Below are 16,664 nucleotides of genomic sequence, written 5' to 3'. Positions count from 1 at the left end.
ATTACAACTTTGTCATAATCTGCAGCAGAACTTGCCGCATATGTACAAAAACACGATATTGCAGCAAATCGGGCACAATCTCGCGTTATAGAGCCGCCCGAACTGAGATTGGCCCCGATAAGTGCGCTGGGTGAGTAGGGCCATACTAAAACCAACGACGCGATTTCATCGCCTCTGACACAATGAGCCGGAGACGTGCATGACCGCCTGGAAGCAGCTTTCCTTGTCTTTTCTCTTGCTGGCAGCCGGCATAGCCGCTGTCGTGGCCTTCATGCCAAGTGCGGCGGGCTTGCTGCAGAAGGTCGGCGTTCCGGAGACCGTCGTCGCCTGGAGTGCTCCGGGCGATGGCGCGGCGGACGGAAAAGCGGAGACGAAGGTAAGTTTCGGCGGACGGCGCGGTCAGAACATACCGCTTGTCGTCACTGAGCCCGTGGTCAGCGGTATCGTCAATGATCGCCTGAGCGCGATCGGTACTGGCGACGCCATCCGCTCGGTCGTCGTCATGCCGCAGGCGGCGGGCACGATCCGGGAAATTCTCATCAAGTCCGGCGATAGGGTGAAGCAGGGGCAGGTGCTGGCGCGTCTCGATGACGATGAGCAGATCATCGCTCGCGGTCAGGCGGAGGTGGCGCTGAAGAGTGCCGTCGAGAAATCCCAGCTCTACCGTAATATCAAATCTACCGTCTCGCGCATGGATGTGTTCGATGCGGAGATCGTGGAGCAGGGCGCCAAGTTGGCGCTGCAATCGGCCGAGCTGGCGCTGAAGCGCCGCGATGTGGTCGCACCGATCGACGGGATCGTGGGTATCGTGCCCGTGGTCGTCGGCGACAATGTGACGACGACGACCAATATCGTGATGCTGGACGACCGCTCGGAAATCCTGGTGGACTACTGGGTGCCGGAACGCTTCGCCAATACCGTCAAGGTCGACCAGCCGGTGGAAGCGACGTCGGTGGCGTTGCCGGGGCGAGCCTTTTCGGGCGTTGTGGAAGCAGTTGACAATCGTGTTGACGGCGCGAGCCGGACGCTGCGCGTGCGCGCCCGCATCGACAATGCCTCCGACGTTCTGCGCGCCGGCATGTCCTTCAATGTCGGCATGCGCTTTGCCGGCGAATCCTATCCCTCAGTCGATCCGCTCGCCATCCAATGGGATGGAGCGGGTGCGCATGTCTGGCGCGTCGTCGACGGCAGGTCCTCGAAGGTGCGCGTCAGTATCGTGCAGCGCAATCCGGATGCGGTGCTGGTCCGCGGCGATCTCCGCAATGGCGATCTCATCGTCGTCGAAGGACTGCAGCGCGTGACCGAAGGCGGCGAGGTTCGCTTTGCCCGCGATGTCGCCCAGGCCAAGGAGGTCATCACCCAATGATGACCGATGACGATGACATGACGGATGCCGGCTCGGCGGCGGCCAAGCAATCCTTTACCGCACTCTTCGTGCGCCGGCCGATCTTGGCGCTGGTCTTCAACACGCTGATGGTCGTCGCCGGCCTTGCCGCCTATTTCGGCGTCGAGGTGCGCGAATTGCCTGACGTCGACCGACCTGTCGTCACGGTCAGAACCGTGTTCGACGGCGCCTCGCCGCAGACGGTGGATCAGGAGCTGACGAAGATCATCGAAGGGGCGGTTTCCCGCGTCAGCGGCCTGAAATCGGTCTCCTCCAGCTCGTCCTTCGGTCAGAGCCGGGTGACGCTGGAGTTTTCGGATGCGACCGATCTTTCCGTCGCCGCCAACGATGTCCGCGATGCGATCGGTCGTATCACCGAACAGTTGCCGGATCAGGCGGATGCACCGCAAATCGTCAAGGCGGATTCGGATTCGCAGCCGATCATGCGGCTTGCCGTCACCTCGAGCACGTCGACGATGGACGACCTGACGCAGCTCGTCGACAAGGAAATCACCGACCGGTTGGCTTCGGTCGAGGGCGTTGCCGATGTCGAGCTCTATGGCGATCAGGAAAAGGTTTTCCGCATCGATGTTGATCAGGCAGCTCTTGCCGGGCGCGGCCTGACGATCGGCGATCTGACGGCGGCGCTAGCGACCGCGGCGCTCGACGTGCCGGCAGGATCGTTGAAGAGCGCGCGCCAGGATATCGTCGTGCGCGCCACCGCGGCGTTGCAGACGCCGGAGGATTTTTCGCGATTGATCATCAAGAACCGCGTGCGGCTCTCCGATGTCGCAACCGTGACGCTCGGGCCGAGGGACGGCACGACTGCATTGCGCTCGAACGGCGTGCAGGGTGTCGGTCTCGGCATCATCCGTCAGGCGCAGTCGAACACGCTGAATATTTCCGAAGGCGTGAAGGCCGTCGTCGCGCAACTTTCGAAATCGCTACCCGAGGGCACGCGCATTGTCATCACCAGCGATGATGCCCTATTCATTAAGGGAGCGATCCACGAGGTCGTGCTGGCCCTCGTCCTGTCGGCATTGATCGTCACCGCAGTTATCTATCTCTTCCTGCGCGACTGGCGGGCAACGCTGATCCCAGTGGTCACCATGCCGGTAGCGCTGATCGGCACGCTTGCCGCGCTCTATATGGTGGGATTCTCCGTCAATATCCTGACGCTGCTGGCGATCGTGCTTGCGACCGGCCTCGTGGTCGACGATGCCATCGTCGTGCTCGAAAATATCGTGCGTCGTCGGGCCGAAAAGATCGGGCCGCGTGCTGCCGCGGTGCTTGGCACGCGTGAGGTCTTTTTCGCGGTCATCGCAACGACGGCAACGCTTGCCGCCGTGTTCATTCCGCTGTCCTTCCTGCCGGGGCAGGTGGGCGGCCTCTTCCGCGAATTCGGCTTCGTGCTTGCCTTCTCTGTAGGCCTTTCATCGGTCGTAGCGCTGACGCTGTGCCCTATGCTTGCCTCGCGCATGCTGACCAAGGAGATGCGCGAGGAGCATGGCGCACTCGGGCGTTTCGGCGAGCTTTTCTCCGGTCTCTATCGTCGTACGCTCAAGGCCTGTCTCAATGCGCCTTTCGTCGTCATCGTCTTCTGTGCCGTGTTTTCGGCTGGAGCCGTCCTGGCGTTCGTAAACGTCAGGAGCGAACTGACGCCGAGCGAGGACCGGGCGATGGTCATGCTGCGCCTCACCACACCGCAGGGCGCCGGTCTCGATTACACAAAGGACCAGCTCCAGCGCGTTGAGGAGCGGCTGCAGCCATTGATGGACAGCGGCGACATAAGAAATATCTACGCGATCTCTGGCATGAATAGCCAGAAGAACAGCGGCTTCATGGTACTGACGCTGGCGCCTTGGAGCGAGCGTGACCGCACGCAGCAGGACATCGTCACCGATATCAACCGGGCCATGGAAGGCGTGCCGGCTCTTCGCGGCAATGTCATCCAGGCCAACAGCCTGCGCATCCGTGGCGCCGGCAGCGGCGTGCAGATGGCTCTCATCGGCAACAATCACGAGGCACTGACCGAGGCGGCTTTGAAGCTGGTGCAGGAGCTGGATAAGACCGGACAATTCGACACGCCGCGCCTCAACAACGAGCCGACGCAAGCCCAGGTCTCCGTCACCATTGATCGTGAGCGCGCTTCCGACCTTGGGGTCGACATTTCAGGTCTTTCGGTGGCGTTGCAATCGCTGCTTGAGGGCCGCTCCGTCGTTGACGTATTCGTCGCCGGAGAATCCTATCCGGTGCTTTTGACGTCGACCATGCGGCCGATCGATGATCCCACGGACCTCGAAAACGTCTTCCTGAAGACCGGCGACGGCATGATCGTGCCGATGTCGGTCATTGCGTCGTTGAAGGAGAATGCGGTTGCGCCGCAGCTGACCCGCGAGCAGCAGCTGGCGTCCGTCGCGATCACGGCCGGGCTCAAGAACGGCATGTCGCTCGGGCAGGCGGTCGAGGAGGTCACACGGATCGCGACACCGCTCCTGCCGCCGGGTTCGCGGCTGATGCCGCTTGCCGAAGCGGCGACGCTGGAGGAAAACTCCACCGGCATGGCGCTGACCTTCGGTTTTGCCATCGTCATCATCTTTCTGGTTCTTGCCGCGCAGTTCGAAAGCGTGCTGTCGTCGGTCATCATCATGTTCACCGTGCCGCTCGGTCTCGCCTGTGCCGTTTTTGCGCTCGTCATCACCGGATCGAGCCTCAACATCTACAGCCAGATCGGCCTTGTGCTGCTTGTCGGCGTCATGGCCAAGAACGGCATTCTGATCGTCGAGTTCGCCAATCAGCTTCGCGACAAGGGTGAAAGCGTGCGCGAGGCGATCGAAAAGGCCTGCGCACTGCGTCTACGCCCGGTCATGATGACGATGATTGCGACCATTCTTGGTGGCGTGCCGCTTGTCTTTGCCGAGGGGGCCGGCGCAGAAGCGCGTGTCGCACTCGGCTGGGTCATTGTCGGCGGCCTTGGATTCGCGACCCTGGTTACGCTCTACATCACGCCCGTCGCCTATCTGCTGATCGCCCGCTTTGCGAAGCCGCAGACGCATGAGGAGCAGCGTCTGCATGACGAAATGTCGGACGCGGCGCTGCGCGCGAAACTCACCAATCTTCGCGTGGCGGAGTAGATCGGAACGGACAGGTTGCGCCCGGTGGGGGCGTTGCGCTTATTTATGGTAAATCAGGTGTATCGTTTAGCGCTTTTTTAAGCATGTTTGCTAATCATGGCGACATGTAACCGCCGGAGCGCAGGTGTTGTTTTGCCTGTCTCCCGTTTGCCGAGGCGATCGGCCCGCGCGCATGAGCGCCCGCGGCAAAGGTTCCGATGTTTCCCTGTATGTGTTGCGTATCGTTGCGTCCGGAGTTCATGTGCCGTGAGTATTTTTTCGACCTTCATCAGGGTCAGTCCCTCCGCGAATACAGCGCTGGAAGTGCTGCGGGACACCCAGACCAAACTGGGCAACGCCGAACGACAGATGTCGTCGGGCCTGCGGGTCCAAACGGCCAGAGACAATGCTACATACTGGAAAATCTCGACTTTGACACATACCGACATCGGTGCGATTTCGTCGGTTCAGGATGCGCTCGGTCTCGCCGCCTCGACCGTCAGCACCGCCTCCACGGGTGTCGGCAGCGCAATCGACGTTGTGACCGAGATCAGAACGAAGCTTGTCGGCGCCTATGAGACCAGCGTCGACAAGACGAAGCTTAATGACGAGATCACCGAGCTCAAGCAGCAGCTTCGCAGCATCGGAGAGGCTGCTACCTTCAACGGCGTCAACTGGACCGTACTGCGGGATGGAGCCGATCCCACCGATCCGCACGAAGTGCCGGGTTCGCTGATCCGCGGCAGCAACGGGACGGTCTCGATCGGCATGTTGAGCTATGCCGGCGTGAGCTCGACGACAGGTCCGATCACCTCAGCCGATGCGCGTTATCTGATCGATGACCAGTCGAGCGGCTCCGGCGGATATGGCGTGCTGACGTCGACGTCTTTCGCGAGCGAGGCCGGGGCTGCGAGGAATTATGTGCTCGTCAGCAGCAAGAATGGCAATACGAGCGGCCAGGTGGAGGTCTCGCTCGATGCAAATACGACCCATGGAGCCATCGTCGACATGGTCAACACAGTGACGGGAATGTTGAACCAGCTCAAGACGATCGGGTCCGCCTTCGGTTCCCTCGAATCGCGCATCAATCTGCAGACCGAGTTCGCCAAGAATCTGAGCGATTCCCTGACCAGCGGTGTCGGGAAGCTTGTCGATGCCGATATGGAGCAGCAATCGAGCAAGGTTCTGGCGCTGCAGGCCCAGCAACAACTCGGGCTGCAATCGCTCTCGATCGCCAATGCCAGCTACAACACGACTTTGCAGCTTTTCCAGAATCTCTGATGCGGGTAGGCCGGGCGGGATCAGGCAGTGCGGTCGTACGAATGGCCGGCCGGCCCATCTGGGTAGGAAGCAGTGTCGTCAAAGCTTCACACGCACAGTGTGCACAGGGGATAAGGAGCAGGATAAGATTTCTTTTCATGATATTGCCGCAATGCTTCATATCTGCTGCGGCCATCGAACCGGAGAGCGACGATTCTATGATCAAGAAAATTGCCATTCTTGCCCTAGCGGCAGCCTTTTTGAACGCATGCACCACCACCGACCCCTATACGGGTGAACAGAAAGTTTCCAATACGGCCGGCGGTGCAGCGATCGGCGCCGGTGTCGGCGCTGTCGCAGGCCTTCTGATCGGCCATTCGCCGGCCTCGCGCCGCAATGCCGCGCTGATCGGCGCCGGCGTCGGTGCGCTCGCGGGTGCGGGCATCGGCAATTATATGGACCAGCAGGAATCCGAACTGCGCGCACAGCTGCAGGGCACCGGCGTTTCGGTTACCCGCGTCGGTGACCGCATCATCCTGAACATGCCGTCGGCGATCACCTTCGATGTCGACCAGGATGCAATCAAGCCGGAATTCTTCCCGACGCTCAATTCCGTCGCAATCGTTCTGCGCAAGTTCAATCGCACGCTGATCGACGTCAATGGCCATACGGATTCCACCGGCAGCCTGCAGCATAACCAGGACCTGTCCGAACGCCGCGCCGGATCGGTTGCGTCCTACCTCGGCAGCCAGGGTATCGATCAGCGCCGCATGTCGGCCATCGGCTTCGGTCCGTCGCAGCCGGTTGCAACGAATGCGACCGAGGCTGGCCGCGCGCAGAACCGCCGCGTCGAGATCCAGATCGCACCGATCACCCAGAACGGCTAAATTTTTCCGAGCAAAAGCGGCCGGGTCTCGTGATCCGGCCGTTCTTCCTGCCTATGGTTACGCATGCATGCTTGCTCCCTTGGTGATCTTGTCGACGATTTTCTTCTCGGCGCGCAGGGCGATGCCCACGACCTTGGCGTCCTCGGGCGCGAATTCGGCGAAGACGGCGCGATTGGCCGCATCATGGCCGGTTGAGAACATTTCCTTGATGAAAATGGAAGACGTGACGCCACGCTCCAGCGAGCGGCGGTGGATGGCGGCGATGCTCTCCTTGTCGGCCGAGAGCACGATGATCGGCTGGATCGACAAAGCGTTGTAGACGTTGCCGGTGCGATCGCGATAGGCTTCGCCGATGATATCGGGATTTTGTCCGGCTATGCCTGTCGACAGGAAGGCCGTCACATTCAGCTTTTGCCAGGATTGAAGGTCGTTTCGCAGAACGATCGCGATTTTGGTATCGAACATCGATGGTTACTTTCATGCAGTCTGGAAATGGGACGTTGCACGAGGATGTAACAGGACAGATCTTCGAAGGTCTTGAACGTTTGTGCGTGGCGCCGGAGAGCAATCGTATCCTTTCCGCACCGGCCTATCCGGGCATCGAACGCATTCAGGCGCAGTTTCGCGGCGATGCCTTCCAGCTGCATCGGCACGATACCTATGCGCTTGGCGTCACCATGCGCGGCGTGCAGACATTCCGTTATCGCGGCGAACAGCGCTACAGCCTGCCGGGGCGGGTCATCATTCTTCATCCGGACGAACTGCATGACGGCGGGGCCGCGACCGAGGACGGGCTCGTCTATCGCATGCTCTATCTGGAGCCATCGGTAATGTTTCAATGCCTGGAAGTGGCGCGTATCGGCCTGCCTTTCGTTGATGATCCGATCGTCAGGGATGATGGGCTTGCGGGTCTACTGCTGGCAGCGCTCGGCGAGCTCGATCGCGAGTTGGATGAACTCTTCGTCGACGATTTCGTCTCCCGCCTTACCGGCGGTCTCCTCCAGCATGCCCGTCTGCCGCAACGGCCTTTGGGCAGCATTGCCTGGGGGCAGGTGAAGGCTGCACGGGACTATCTCGAAGCGCATGTCACACGGGGTGTGCGCTCGCAGGAACTGGAGCGCATCACCGGTCTCGATCGCTTTGCGCTTGCGCGGCATTTCCGTGCCGCCTTTGCAACAAGCCCGCACCGGTTCCTGCTGATGCGTCGGCTGCAGCGGGCAAAGGCGATGATCGGCGCGGGAGAGCCGATCGCGGAGGTGGCCGCCGCAACTGGGTTTGCAGATCAAAGCCATCTCACCCGGCATTTCAAGAAGGCGTTCGGCATTGCCCCGGGTGCCTGGAACACTATGGTTCAGAGAACTGCTTAGCCGAGCTTGCCGGCTCTCAATGCAGACCGAGGAACTGCTTGAGTTCGGGCGTTTGTGGATTGGCAAAGACTTCGCCGGGGGGGCCGATTTCGTGCACTCGCCCCTGATGCATGAAGACGACGCGCGAGCAGACGTCGCGGGCGAATTTCATCTCATGGGTGACCATCAGCAGCGTCATGCCTTCGCTTGCCAGCTCGCGCACGACCGCGAGAACATCGGTCACCAGCTCCGGATCCAGCGCGGAGGTGATTTCGTCGCAGAGAAGTGCGATCGGCTGCATAGCGAGCGCTCTCGCGATGGCGACGCGCTGCTGCTGGCCGCCGGAGAGTTCATCCGGATAGGCGTCGAACTTGTGCCCAAGGCCGACACGGTCGAGCATGCGCCGTGCCATGGCCTCGGCTTCGGCCTTGGCGGTCTTCTTGACGACCATCTGCGAGAGCATGACGTTGCGTCCCGCGCTCAGATGCGGGAAGAGATTGAATTGCTGGAAAATCATGCCGACTTTCAGCCGGAGCGCCTTCAGATGCAGGTCGTCGGGCAGGAGCTGCGCGCCTGCGACGGAGATCGAGCCGTCATTGATCGTCTCCAGCCCGTTGATGCAGCGCAGCAGCGTCGATTTTCCCGAACCGCTCTTGCCGATGATGGCGATGACTTCGCCGGGCTCGACATCGAGGTTGATGCCCTTCAGGACTTCGTTCGTGCCGAAGCTCTTGCGGACTTCAGTGATTTCGATGAGCGACATTGAGCTTCCTCTCCAGGATCTGACTGCTTTTCGACAGCGGCCAGCACAGGGCGAAATAGATGAGCGCGACGAAGCCGTAGACGGTGAATGGCTGGAAGGTCGCGTTGGTGATGACGGTGCCGGCCTTCGATAGCTCGACGAAGCCGATGATGGAGGTCAGGGCCGTGCCCTTGACGACCTGCACGGAGAAGCCGACCGTCGGCGGCACGGCGATGCGCAGCGCCTGGGGCAGGATGACGTAGCGCATCTGCTGCAGATAGCCCATGCCGAGACTTGCCGAAGCCTCCCATTGGCCTTTGGCCACGGCTTCGACACAGCCGCGCCAGATTTCGGTCAGGAAGGCAGCCGACCAGAGGGTGAGTGCGACGCCGGCGGCGAGCCAGGCCGGCACGTCGATGCCGAAAAGCCCGAGACCGAAGAAGGCCAGAAAGAGCTGCATCAGCAGCGGCGTGCCCTGGAACAGCTCGACGAAATATCTGACCGCGATGCGGCCGGCCTTGGCCTTGCCGATGCGCAGGAAGAGCAGGATTGCGCCGACGATGGCACCGCCGGCGAAGGATACGAGCGACAGCAATATCGTCCAGCGTGCGGCCAGCAGCAGACCGCGCAGGATATCCCATGTGGTGAACTGAATCATTGGCGGACCCTGCGTGGAAAGATCATCTTGCCCGCGATCGCGAGTACCTGCCGAAGCAGGATTGCCAACACGAGATAGATCGCCGTGGACACGAAATAGGCCTCGAAAGCCCGGAACGAGCGCGACTGGATGAAGTTTGCCGCGAAGGTCAGGTCCTCGGTGGCAATCTGCGAGACGACGGAGGAGCCGAGCATGACGATGATGACTTGCGATGACAGTGCCGGCCAGATGCGCTGAAGGGACGGAACGAGGACGACATGCCTGAAGGTTTCGAACCGCGTCATGGCAAGGCTGGCGCCGGCTTCGAACTGGCCGCGCGGGGTTGCCTGTATGCCGGCGCGGATGATCTCGCAGCTATAGGCGCCGAGATTGATGATCATGGCGATATTGGCGGCGGTCATCTCGTTCATCTGAACGCCGATGCCGGGCAGGCCGAAAAAAATGAAGAAGAGCTGGATCAGAAACGGTGTATTGCGGATGAGCTCCACATAGGCGGCAACGAAGGGCTTGAGCCAGGCTGGGCCGAGGGCACGGGCCCAGGCGCACACAATTCCGAGGAGAATGCCAAGCACAGCGCCGATAAGGGTCAGCTCCCCCGTGACGAGAACGCCCTTGATCAGCGTGGGATAGTATTCGGCGAGCCAGCCGAAATCGAAGTGATAGCGCATGGGAAAAAGCCTCGCTCGGACCGATCAGGCCGCCGAATGACGGCACGATCGGACCTGCGTTGATCAGAAGCCGGCCGGCAGGTCGGCGCCCAGCCACTTTTGCGACATCTTGTTCAGTGTCCCGTCTGCCTTGGCGGCAGCAATGATGTCGTTGACCTTCTTCTGCAATGCCTGCTCGTTCTTGTTCAGACCGATGTAGCAGGGGGAGTTGGTGATGAGGAATTTCATCTCGGGCTTTTTCGGCGGGTTCTTGGCGAGAATCGCCGCCGCGACGACATTGCCGGTCGCAACCAGCTGGACCTGCCCGGACAGGAAGGCGGAGATGGTGCCGTTATTGTCCTCGTAGCGCTTGATGGTCGCATCCTGCGGCGCGACCTTGGTCAGGGCCAGATCCTCGATCGCGCCGCGGGTGACACCGATCGTCTTGCCGGATAGGTCTTCGGGCTTTGCTGTGGCGACATCACCGGGACCGAAGACGCCGTTGAAGAAGGGCGCATAGGCTTCGGAGAAATCGATGACCTTTTCGCGATCCGGATTCTTGCCCAGGCTCGAGATCACCAGATCGACCTTGTTCGTCTGCAGATAGGGAATGCGGTTGGCGCTGGTGACAGGAACAAGTTCCGTTTTCACGCCGAGCTTTTCGCCGATCAGATTGGCTATATCGATGTCATAGCCCATGGGCGCCATGTCCGTACCGACGCTGCCGAAGGGCGGGAAGTCCTGCGGGACGGCGACGCGGAGCGTGCCGCGGGAGGTTATGTCGCTCAGAGCATCCGCCCGAGCTGCGTCGAGGGTGGAAATCGACCCCATCGCCAGCATCGCGATGCCGAGTGCCATGAACATTTGTCTGCGCTTCATCGAATGTCCTTCCAATCGTGGCTGCATGAAAGCTGAAAGGCGCAAGGCAAGACCTATGCCAATCGACGGAAGACTGCGTTGCCACTGTTAATGCATGGATGAAAGTGATTGGTCAGTGATCGCTGGAGAAGTAAACTGATTAAAATATGGGCAAAGTTTTGCCGCGGTGCTTTTCCCGCCCAACCGATCGGCGCCCCTTTGACCGACTGCACAAAACTTGAACTTATGCGCGATGGTGCCTCGCTTTCATCACTGGACAGCCCCGACCCAAATGCCCCATAGAACCGACCGGGGTTAACGCTCTGGACGACTGCGATGGGAGATTCGGACTATGGTTTTGGCTGACGCAAAGGCGGGAACACGCAACGAAGCTGGCATATCCGCCGTTCTCGGCATTCTGAAGCAAGCCTTCGGCGAGCGTTTCCAGACCGGCGAAAGTTTTCGCGCCCAGCACGCCCACACCACCACCTATATTCCCTCGCAGCTCCCGGACGGTGTGATCTTTGCCGAAACGAGCGAGGACGTGCGGACTGTCGTCAAGGCATGTGCCGAACATAAGGTTCCGGTCATTCCCTTTGGCACGGGATCTTCGCTCGAAGGGCAGGTGAATGCGCCGCAGGGGGGCATTTCCATCGATTTCAGCCGCATGAACCGCATTCTCGAAGTCAATGCCGAGGATCTGGATTGCACGGTAGAGCCTGGCGTCACCCGCGAGCAGCTTAATACGTACCTGCGCGATACGGGTCTGTTCTTCCCGATCGATCCGGGCGCCAATGCCTCGATCGGCGGCATGGCATCGACGCGCGCATCGGGCACGAACGCCGTGCGCTACGGCACGATGAAGGACAATGTCTTGTCCGTGACCGTGGTGACCGCCAATGGCGAGGAAATCCGCACCGCCCGCCGCGCAAAGAAATCGTCGGCCGGTTACGATTTGACGCGGCTTTTCGTCGGCGCCGAAGGCACGCTCGGGGTGCTGACCTCGATCACGCTGCGCCTGCAGGGCATTCCGCAGAAGATCGCAGGCGGCGCCTGTTCCTTTCCGGATATCAAGGCGGCATGCGACGCCGTCATCATGACGATCCAGATGGGTGTTCCCGTCGCGCGCATCGAGCTCCTCGATGCCATGCAGATGCGGGCCTGCAACCGCTATTCCGGCTTGACCTATGACGAGAAGCCGACGCTTTTCCTCGAATTTCACGGCACCGGCGAGACAGTAGCGCTGCAGTCGGCGCAATTTGCCGAGATCGCAGCCGAATGCGGTGGCGGCGAATTCCTTTGGACCAGCAATGCGGAGGAACGCAACAAGCTCTGGAAGGCGCGGCACGACGCTTATTGGGCCTGCCGCGCGCTGGCGCCGGAGCTGGCTGCGCTATCGACCGATGTCTGCGTGCCGATCTCGCGGCTTGCCGAATGCGTCGCGGAAACCCAGGCCGATATCGAGGCGCATGGCCTGCTGGCGCCGATCGTCGGCCATGCCGGCGATGGCAATTTCCATGTGCTGGTCCTGTTCGACGACAAGACCCCGGAAGGGATCGCCCTCGTCGAGGAATTCGTCGCGCGCCTGAATGCGCGGGCGCTGGCCATGGACGGCACATGCACCGGCGAGCACGGCATAGGGCAGGGCAAGATGGCGTTTTTGAAGCAGGAACTCGGCGATGCGGTCGATCTGATGCGTCAAATCAAGGAGTCACTCGACCCGGATGGTATTTTCAACCCCGGGAAAATATTCCGCAGACACTAAAAGAAGGAATATTTTCATGATCTTGGCTTGCTACAGGCGCGAATGGCGCTAGGCTGCATCCGCACTTTTCCGGTTTTTGCCATGAAAAGCCACTGACATGCGCTAGATGAGGGATACCTCTTAAAAAGAGCTGCTGTCACAGGCGGAGATCGGGTAGAACCGTGCATAGTCTAAGTTATGCCGCGTATGCGCTCTGACAAGCGACGCCTGCATATGTTGGGAATGAAGATTGGAGACGATACGCGTTGTTAGGTAGGGTCCTGGTTTTTCTGGGTGGATTGCTCGTGGTGGTGCTGTTCGTAGCGCTGCTTGCTCCGCTCTTCATAGACTGGACCGATTTTCGCAAGAATTTCGAAGAACAGGCGAGCCGCATCATCGGCAAGAAGGTGACCGTTCACGGCACCGTCGATGCCCGTCTTCTGCCGTTCCCATCCGTGACGCTGCACGATGTCCGTGTCGGCCAGGAGGCTGATGGCACGCCGCTGGTGCAGGTCGCCGAATTCTCCATGGATGCGGAACTCGCGCCTTTTCTTTCCGGCGAAGCGCTGATCTTCGATATGCGGGTGTCCAAGCCCAAGGTACGGCTGAGGCTGCTGAAGGACGGCACGCTCGACTGGATGCGTGGCAGTCAGCCGGAAATTCCCGCTAAGTCCGTTGTGCTCGAAAGCGTTCACGTCGAAGACGGCGATATTCTCTTCATCGACGAGCAGACGGGCAGGACCCGGCATGTCACAGGCCTGAACGCTCAGATGTCGGCGAAATCGCTTGCCGGCCCCTGGCGCATCGAGGGCGACGCGGCTCTCGACAGCGAACACGGCAATTTCACGATTTCCAGCAGCCAGCCTGACGACAACGGCGTCCTGCGTGTCCGCACGCGACTGATGCCGGATCGCCATCCGCTTAACGTCGATCTCGATGGCGAGCTTAAACTCGTCGACAGCAAGCCCGATTACATGGGCTCCTTCACGGCCGGCGTCAACGACAAGCAGACGCGCGATTCTAACGATCAGAAGGCGCAACCGCGCATCAAGGGTCGTTTCGAGCTGACGAATGACCGCATTCGCGTTCCGGAATATCGGCTTGAAGTCGGCGCCGATGACGATCCTTATGTCGTTACCGGCGAGGCGACGCTGGATACGGGCTCGAAGCCGGAATTCCTGCTGACGGCCGACGGACAGCAGATCGACGTCAACCGCCTCGGCAACAACAAGGGTTCCAACGGCAAGACCAATCGTAACCCGGCAGTCTCGGCGCGTCAGCGCCTCAACAATCTGGTTGCGATTGCGGCTGAAATCCCGGTGCCGCAGGTCCCCGGCAAGGCGACCTTCCGGCTGCCGGCGATCGTGGCGGGTGATACGACCATACGCGACGTGCAGCTCGATCTCGAGCCGGCGGGAACGGGATGGAAGATCGATCACGCGATCGGTACGATGCCCGGCCGCACCCAGGTCGAAGCGCGCGGCAATCTCATGCTGATGGGCGAGCCGAACTTCATCGGCAATCTGGTCGTTGCCTCCAACCAGCCTTCGGGATTGGCGTCGTGGCTTGTCGGGTCCGTCGATCCGGCGATACGCCAGCTGCGTCAGGCCGGCTTCTCCGCCGATGTCAGCCTGAAGCATGACGAGCAGCGTTTCGAGAGCCTGGAGATCGCAATCGGCTCAGCCACGCTGAAAGGCCGCATCGATCGCCAGAGCGGAACGGATAAGGTCCCGCCGAAGCTCGCCGTCGATTTGACCGGCGATGCTCTCGACCTCGACGCGCTGAGGGCACTGACCGGGCTCTTCACAGGCCAGGATAGCGGGGAATCCCTCTTCGATCATCGGATCACGGCGCATCTGCAGGCCGGAAAATTCATGGCCTTCGGCGTGCCGGCCGATAATGTCGATACGTCCTTCTCCATTGCCGATGGCGCTCTGACGCTCGACAAGCTTTTGGTACACAATGTCGCCGGCGCCGAGATCACCGCAACCGGCCGCGCCGACGGTTCGCCTTCCGACTACAAGGGATCGGGCGAGATTACCGTCAAGGCTGCCGATCCCGGGCCGTTCTTCGAAATGCTGCGCCAGCATCTGCCGCACCATCCCGTCATGGACCGGCTGGTGCGCAATGCCGCCTGGTATGGAAACACGGCGCTTCGCGGCGCAGTGACGCTCGGCGGCGATCAGGACAATGCGCTGACGGTGACGCTTGCGGGCGTTTCCAACGGCAGTCGCGTCAATTTCGATTATCGCATGTCGGATCTTTCGGCTTTCAGCGGCAAGGGCACCACGACCCTCGAAGGAACGCTGGAAAATTCGGTGACGTCGATCCTGTTCGGCCAGGCCGGTCTCGATCCTTTGCCCGTCGAAGCCGATGCCAATGGCCGTCTGACGCTAAAAGTATCGGCAAGCGGGAGCGATCCGGCCGATGCCGCGCTGACATTTGCCACCGACAAGACGTCGTTCACCGCAAACGGCAAGGTGGATGTCCGTCCCGCCACCTTCCTCAACGGCAACATAGCGCTGTCGCTCGAGAGCGCTGACATCGATCCTTATTTCGTGATGAACGGCATCGGCATTCCGCAAATGGGCGCCGGCTTGCCGCTCAAGTTCCAGACCAATGCCGCGCTGAATCCGGACAAGATCGTATTTTCGGATATGAAAGGGCTGTTTGCGGACAACAATGTGTCCGGTACGTTGACCGTCGACCGGAAAGCTCCGAATTTGAAGGCATCGGGCGAGCTGGCGCTCGACAAGCTGGATCTCGAATGGCTCGCGGAGGCGATCTATGGGCCGATGAGCGATCCGAAAACGGGCGCGCTCAACAAGGACAAGCTCGGCCTTCCGGCCTTCAGCGGCATGGACATCGGCGTCAAGCTTTCGGCAAAGCAGGTATGGCCCGGCATCTTCGGTCCTATTTCGAATTTCACCGCCAATGCGGCCTATAAAGGCGAGGAGTTGAGGCTGAACGATCTGACGGGCGACTGGAATGGCGGCACGCTGGCCGGCAGCGCGATGTTCGCCAATTCAGATGGCACCGGCCTCCTGCAGATGAAGCTCAGCCTCGCCAATGGCGATCTTGCGGCCGTCGCCTGGCAGCGCGATGGAGCCCCGCTTGCCACCGGCCGCTTCGGCCTCGCAATGAATGCCGAAGCGAGCGGCAAGAGCATTGCCGATCTTGCCGCCAATGCCAGCGGCTCGGGCGAAATCAAGCTCGGCGAGACGCATGTGCGGGGCCTCAATTGCTCCGTCCTGCCGCCGTTGCTTTCGGCGACGGACCAGATTCAGGGCGATATCACCGCCGCCAAGGTGTTGCCGATCGTGCAGACGCTGCTCAACAATGGTGAAGCGGTCCTTCCGGCAACGGCCATACCCTTCAATATCTCCACCGGCGTCGCGCGGGCGACCAACATTGCCGCCAGCAACGATCTGGCAAAGCTTTCGGGCAATGCCGAAATCAGCCTGCCGGATGAGCGTATGCGCGGGTCTCTCGGTGTCGACTTCAACGCCGGCGCTGAAGCGCAGAGCGGGGCGGAGCCGGCCCTGCGACTCGATTTCGCCGGACCGCTTTCCGCGCCCGGCCGGACGATGGATGTCACAGATATCACCAGCTTCCTGTCGGTTCGCGCATTCGAGCGCGAGCGCCGGCGGGTGGAGCGCCTGCAGGCCAATGTGCTTGAAAAGCAACGGCTGCGGCGTGAGGTGGCGCTCTATAAGTATGTGGCCGCCATGCGCGAAGCCCAACGCCAGCGCGAGGCGGCCATCGAGCAGCAGCGCCGTGCGGAAGAAGAACGGTTACGCAATCTAGCCCAGCAGGCCGCTGTTCAGAAACAGGCAGAGGAAGAGGCGCGCGCCAAGCAGGCGACGGATGAGGCGGCCAAAGCCAAGGCGGCGGCCGACGCGCGAGCCCGAGCCGAAGCTCAGCATCCGCCGGTTCCGCAGACGACGGCACCTTTGAACTTCAACGAACTGCCGGGAGTTGCCCAATAAGCTGGGCAATTGCGAACCGACCCACATCCGATAAGT

The 16,664-nt window shown here is 60.9% G+C and carries 12 protein-coding genes; 7 read left to right on the top strand and 5 right to left on the bottom strand.

From position 1 onward, the window contains the following. The first annotated feature begins 199 nt into the window (after positions 1-199). The 4 genes from C7U61_RS11655 (at position 200) to C7U61_RS11640 (ending at position 6,644) form a co-directional block, all read left to right on the top strand. Positions 200-1,366 carry an efflux RND transporter periplasmic adaptor subunit gene (locus C7U61_RS11655; protein ID WP_106998240.1) on the top strand — a complete coding sequence of 389 codons (1,167 nt, stop codon included), beginning with the start codon at positions 200-202 and terminating at the stop codon, positions 1,364-1,366. A gap of 17 nt (positions 1,367-1,383) precedes the next feature. After that, on the top strand, positions 1,384-4,518 hold the full coding sequence (locus C7U61_RS11650; RefSeq protein WP_106999065.1) for an efflux RND transporter permease subunit: 3,135 nt from the start codon (positions 1,384-1,386) through the stop codon (positions 4,516-4,518). A gap of 246 nt (positions 4,519-4,764) precedes the next feature. Continuing rightward, positions 4,765-5,778: a flagellin gene (locus C7U61_RS11645; RefSeq protein WP_106998239.1), complete on the top strand. Its 1,014-nt coding sequence runs from the start codon at positions 4,765-4,767 to the stop codon at positions 5,776-5,778. 197 nt (positions 5,779-5,975) lie between these two features. Continuing rightward, positions 5,976-6,644, top strand: a complete 669-nt coding sequence (locus tag C7U61_RS11640) for an OmpA family protein (RefSeq protein ID WP_106999064.1) — start codon at positions 5,976-5,978, stop codon at positions 6,642-6,644. A 57-nt stretch (positions 6,645-6,701) separates the two neighbouring features. Here the strand turns inward: C7U61_RS11640 and C7U61_RS11635 are convergent, their stop codons facing one another. Next, on the bottom strand, positions 6,702-7,109 hold the full coding sequence (locus tag C7U61_RS11635) for a DUF2000 family protein (RefSeq protein WP_106998238.1): 408 nt from the start codon (positions 7,107-7,109) through the stop codon (positions 6,702-6,704). 35 nt (positions 7,110-7,144) lie between these two features. Here C7U61_RS11635 and C7U61_RS11630 point away from each other — a divergent pair, with 35 nt between their 5' ends. Then, positions 7,145-8,011: an AraC family transcriptional regulator gene (locus tag C7U61_RS11630; RefSeq protein ID WP_106998237.1), complete on the top strand. Its 867-nt coding sequence runs from the start codon at positions 7,145-7,147 to the stop codon at positions 8,009-8,011. Positions 8,012-8,027: 16 nt separating this feature from the next. Here the strand turns inward: C7U61_RS11630 and C7U61_RS11625 are convergent, their stop codons facing one another. From C7U61_RS11625 to C7U61_RS11610, 4 genes are all read right to left on the bottom strand, one after another. Next, positions 8,028-8,753 (bottom strand): amino acid ABC transporter ATP-binding protein, encoded by a 726-nt coding sequence (locus tag C7U61_RS11625; RefSeq protein WP_106998236.1) that lies wholly within the window; start codon positions 8,751-8,753, stop codon positions 8,028-8,030. After that, the gene (locus C7U61_RS11620) at positions 8,731-9,390 is read right to left on the bottom strand and encodes an amino acid ABC transporter permease (RefSeq protein ID WP_106998235.1); all 660 of its coding nucleotides are present in this window, start codon (positions 9,388-9,390) and stop codon (positions 8,731-8,733) included. The genes C7U61_RS11625 and C7U61_RS11620 overlap by 23 nt, the downstream gene beginning before the upstream one ends. Next, on the bottom strand, positions 9,387-10,058 hold the full coding sequence (locus C7U61_RS11615; RefSeq protein ID WP_106998234.1) for an amino acid ABC transporter permease: 672 nt from the start codon (positions 10,056-10,058) through the stop codon (positions 9,387-9,389). The genes C7U61_RS11620 and C7U61_RS11615 overlap by 4 nt, the downstream gene beginning before the upstream one ends. 63 nt (positions 10,059-10,121) lie before the next feature. Next, positions 10,122-10,895, bottom strand: coding sequence for a transporter substrate-binding domain-containing protein (locus C7U61_RS11610; protein WP_181315858.1), 774 nt, complete (start codon positions 10,893-10,895; stop codon positions 10,122-10,124). Positions 10,896-11,247: 352 nt separating this feature from the next. On the opposite strand from C7U61_RS11610, the gene C7U61_RS11605 reads away from it, so the two are divergent. Next, positions 11,248-12,660, top strand: coding sequence for an FAD-linked oxidase C-terminal domain-containing protein (locus tag C7U61_RS11605; RefSeq protein WP_106998232.1), 1,413 nt, complete (start codon positions 11,248-11,250; stop codon positions 12,658-12,660). 245 nt (positions 12,661-12,905) lie between these two features. Further along, positions 12,906-16,628 carry an AsmA family protein gene (locus tag C7U61_RS11600; RefSeq protein ID WP_106998231.1) on the top strand — a complete coding sequence of 1,241 codons (3,723 nt, stop codon included), beginning with the start codon at positions 12,906-12,908 and terminating at the stop codon, positions 16,626-16,628. Positions 16,629-16,664: the final 36 nt, after the last annotated feature.

The sequence above is a fragment of the Rhizobium sp. JAB6 genome (assembly GCF_003024605.1).
GTDB lineage: Bacteria > Pseudomonadota > Alphaproteobacteria > Rhizobiales > Rhizobiaceae > Rhizobium.
This window is presented reverse-complemented; position numbering and strand designations above follow the sequence as displayed.

Coding starts and splice junctions, on each gene's coding strand:
- C7U61_RS11610 (WP_181315858.1), bottom strand. CDS start 10,895: ATGGCACTCGGCATCGCGATGCTGGCGATGGGGTCGATTTCCACCCTC.
- C7U61_RS11650 (WP_106999065.1), top strand. CDS start 1,384: ATGACGGATGCCGGCTCGGCGGCGGCCAAGCAATCCTTTACCGCACTC.
- C7U61_RS11615 (WP_106998234.1), bottom strand. CDS start 10,058: ATGCGCTATCACTTCGATTTCGGCTGGCTCGCCGAATACTATCCCACG.
- C7U61_RS11640 (WP_106999064.1), top strand. CDS start 5,976: ATGATCAAGAAAATTGCCATTCTTGCCCTAGCGGCAGCCTTTTTGAAC.
- C7U61_RS11635 (WP_106998238.1), bottom strand. CDS start 7,109: ATGTTCGATACCAAAATCGCGATCGTTCTGCGAAACGACCTTCAATCC.
- C7U61_RS11655 (WP_106998240.1), top strand. CDS start 200: ATGACCGCCTGGAAGCAGCTTTCCTTGTCTTTTCTCTTGCTGGCAGCC.
- C7U61_RS11620 (WP_106998235.1), bottom strand. CDS start 9,390: ATGATTCAGTTCACCACATGGGATATCCTGCGCGGTCTGCTGCTGGCC.
- C7U61_RS11605 (WP_106998232.1), top strand. CDS start 11,248: ATGGTTTTGGCTGACGCAAAGGCGGGAACACGCAACGAAGCTGGCATA.
- C7U61_RS11625 (WP_106998236.1), bottom strand. CDS start 8,753: ATGTCGCTCATCGAAATCACTGAAGTCCGCAAGAGCTTCGGCACGAAC.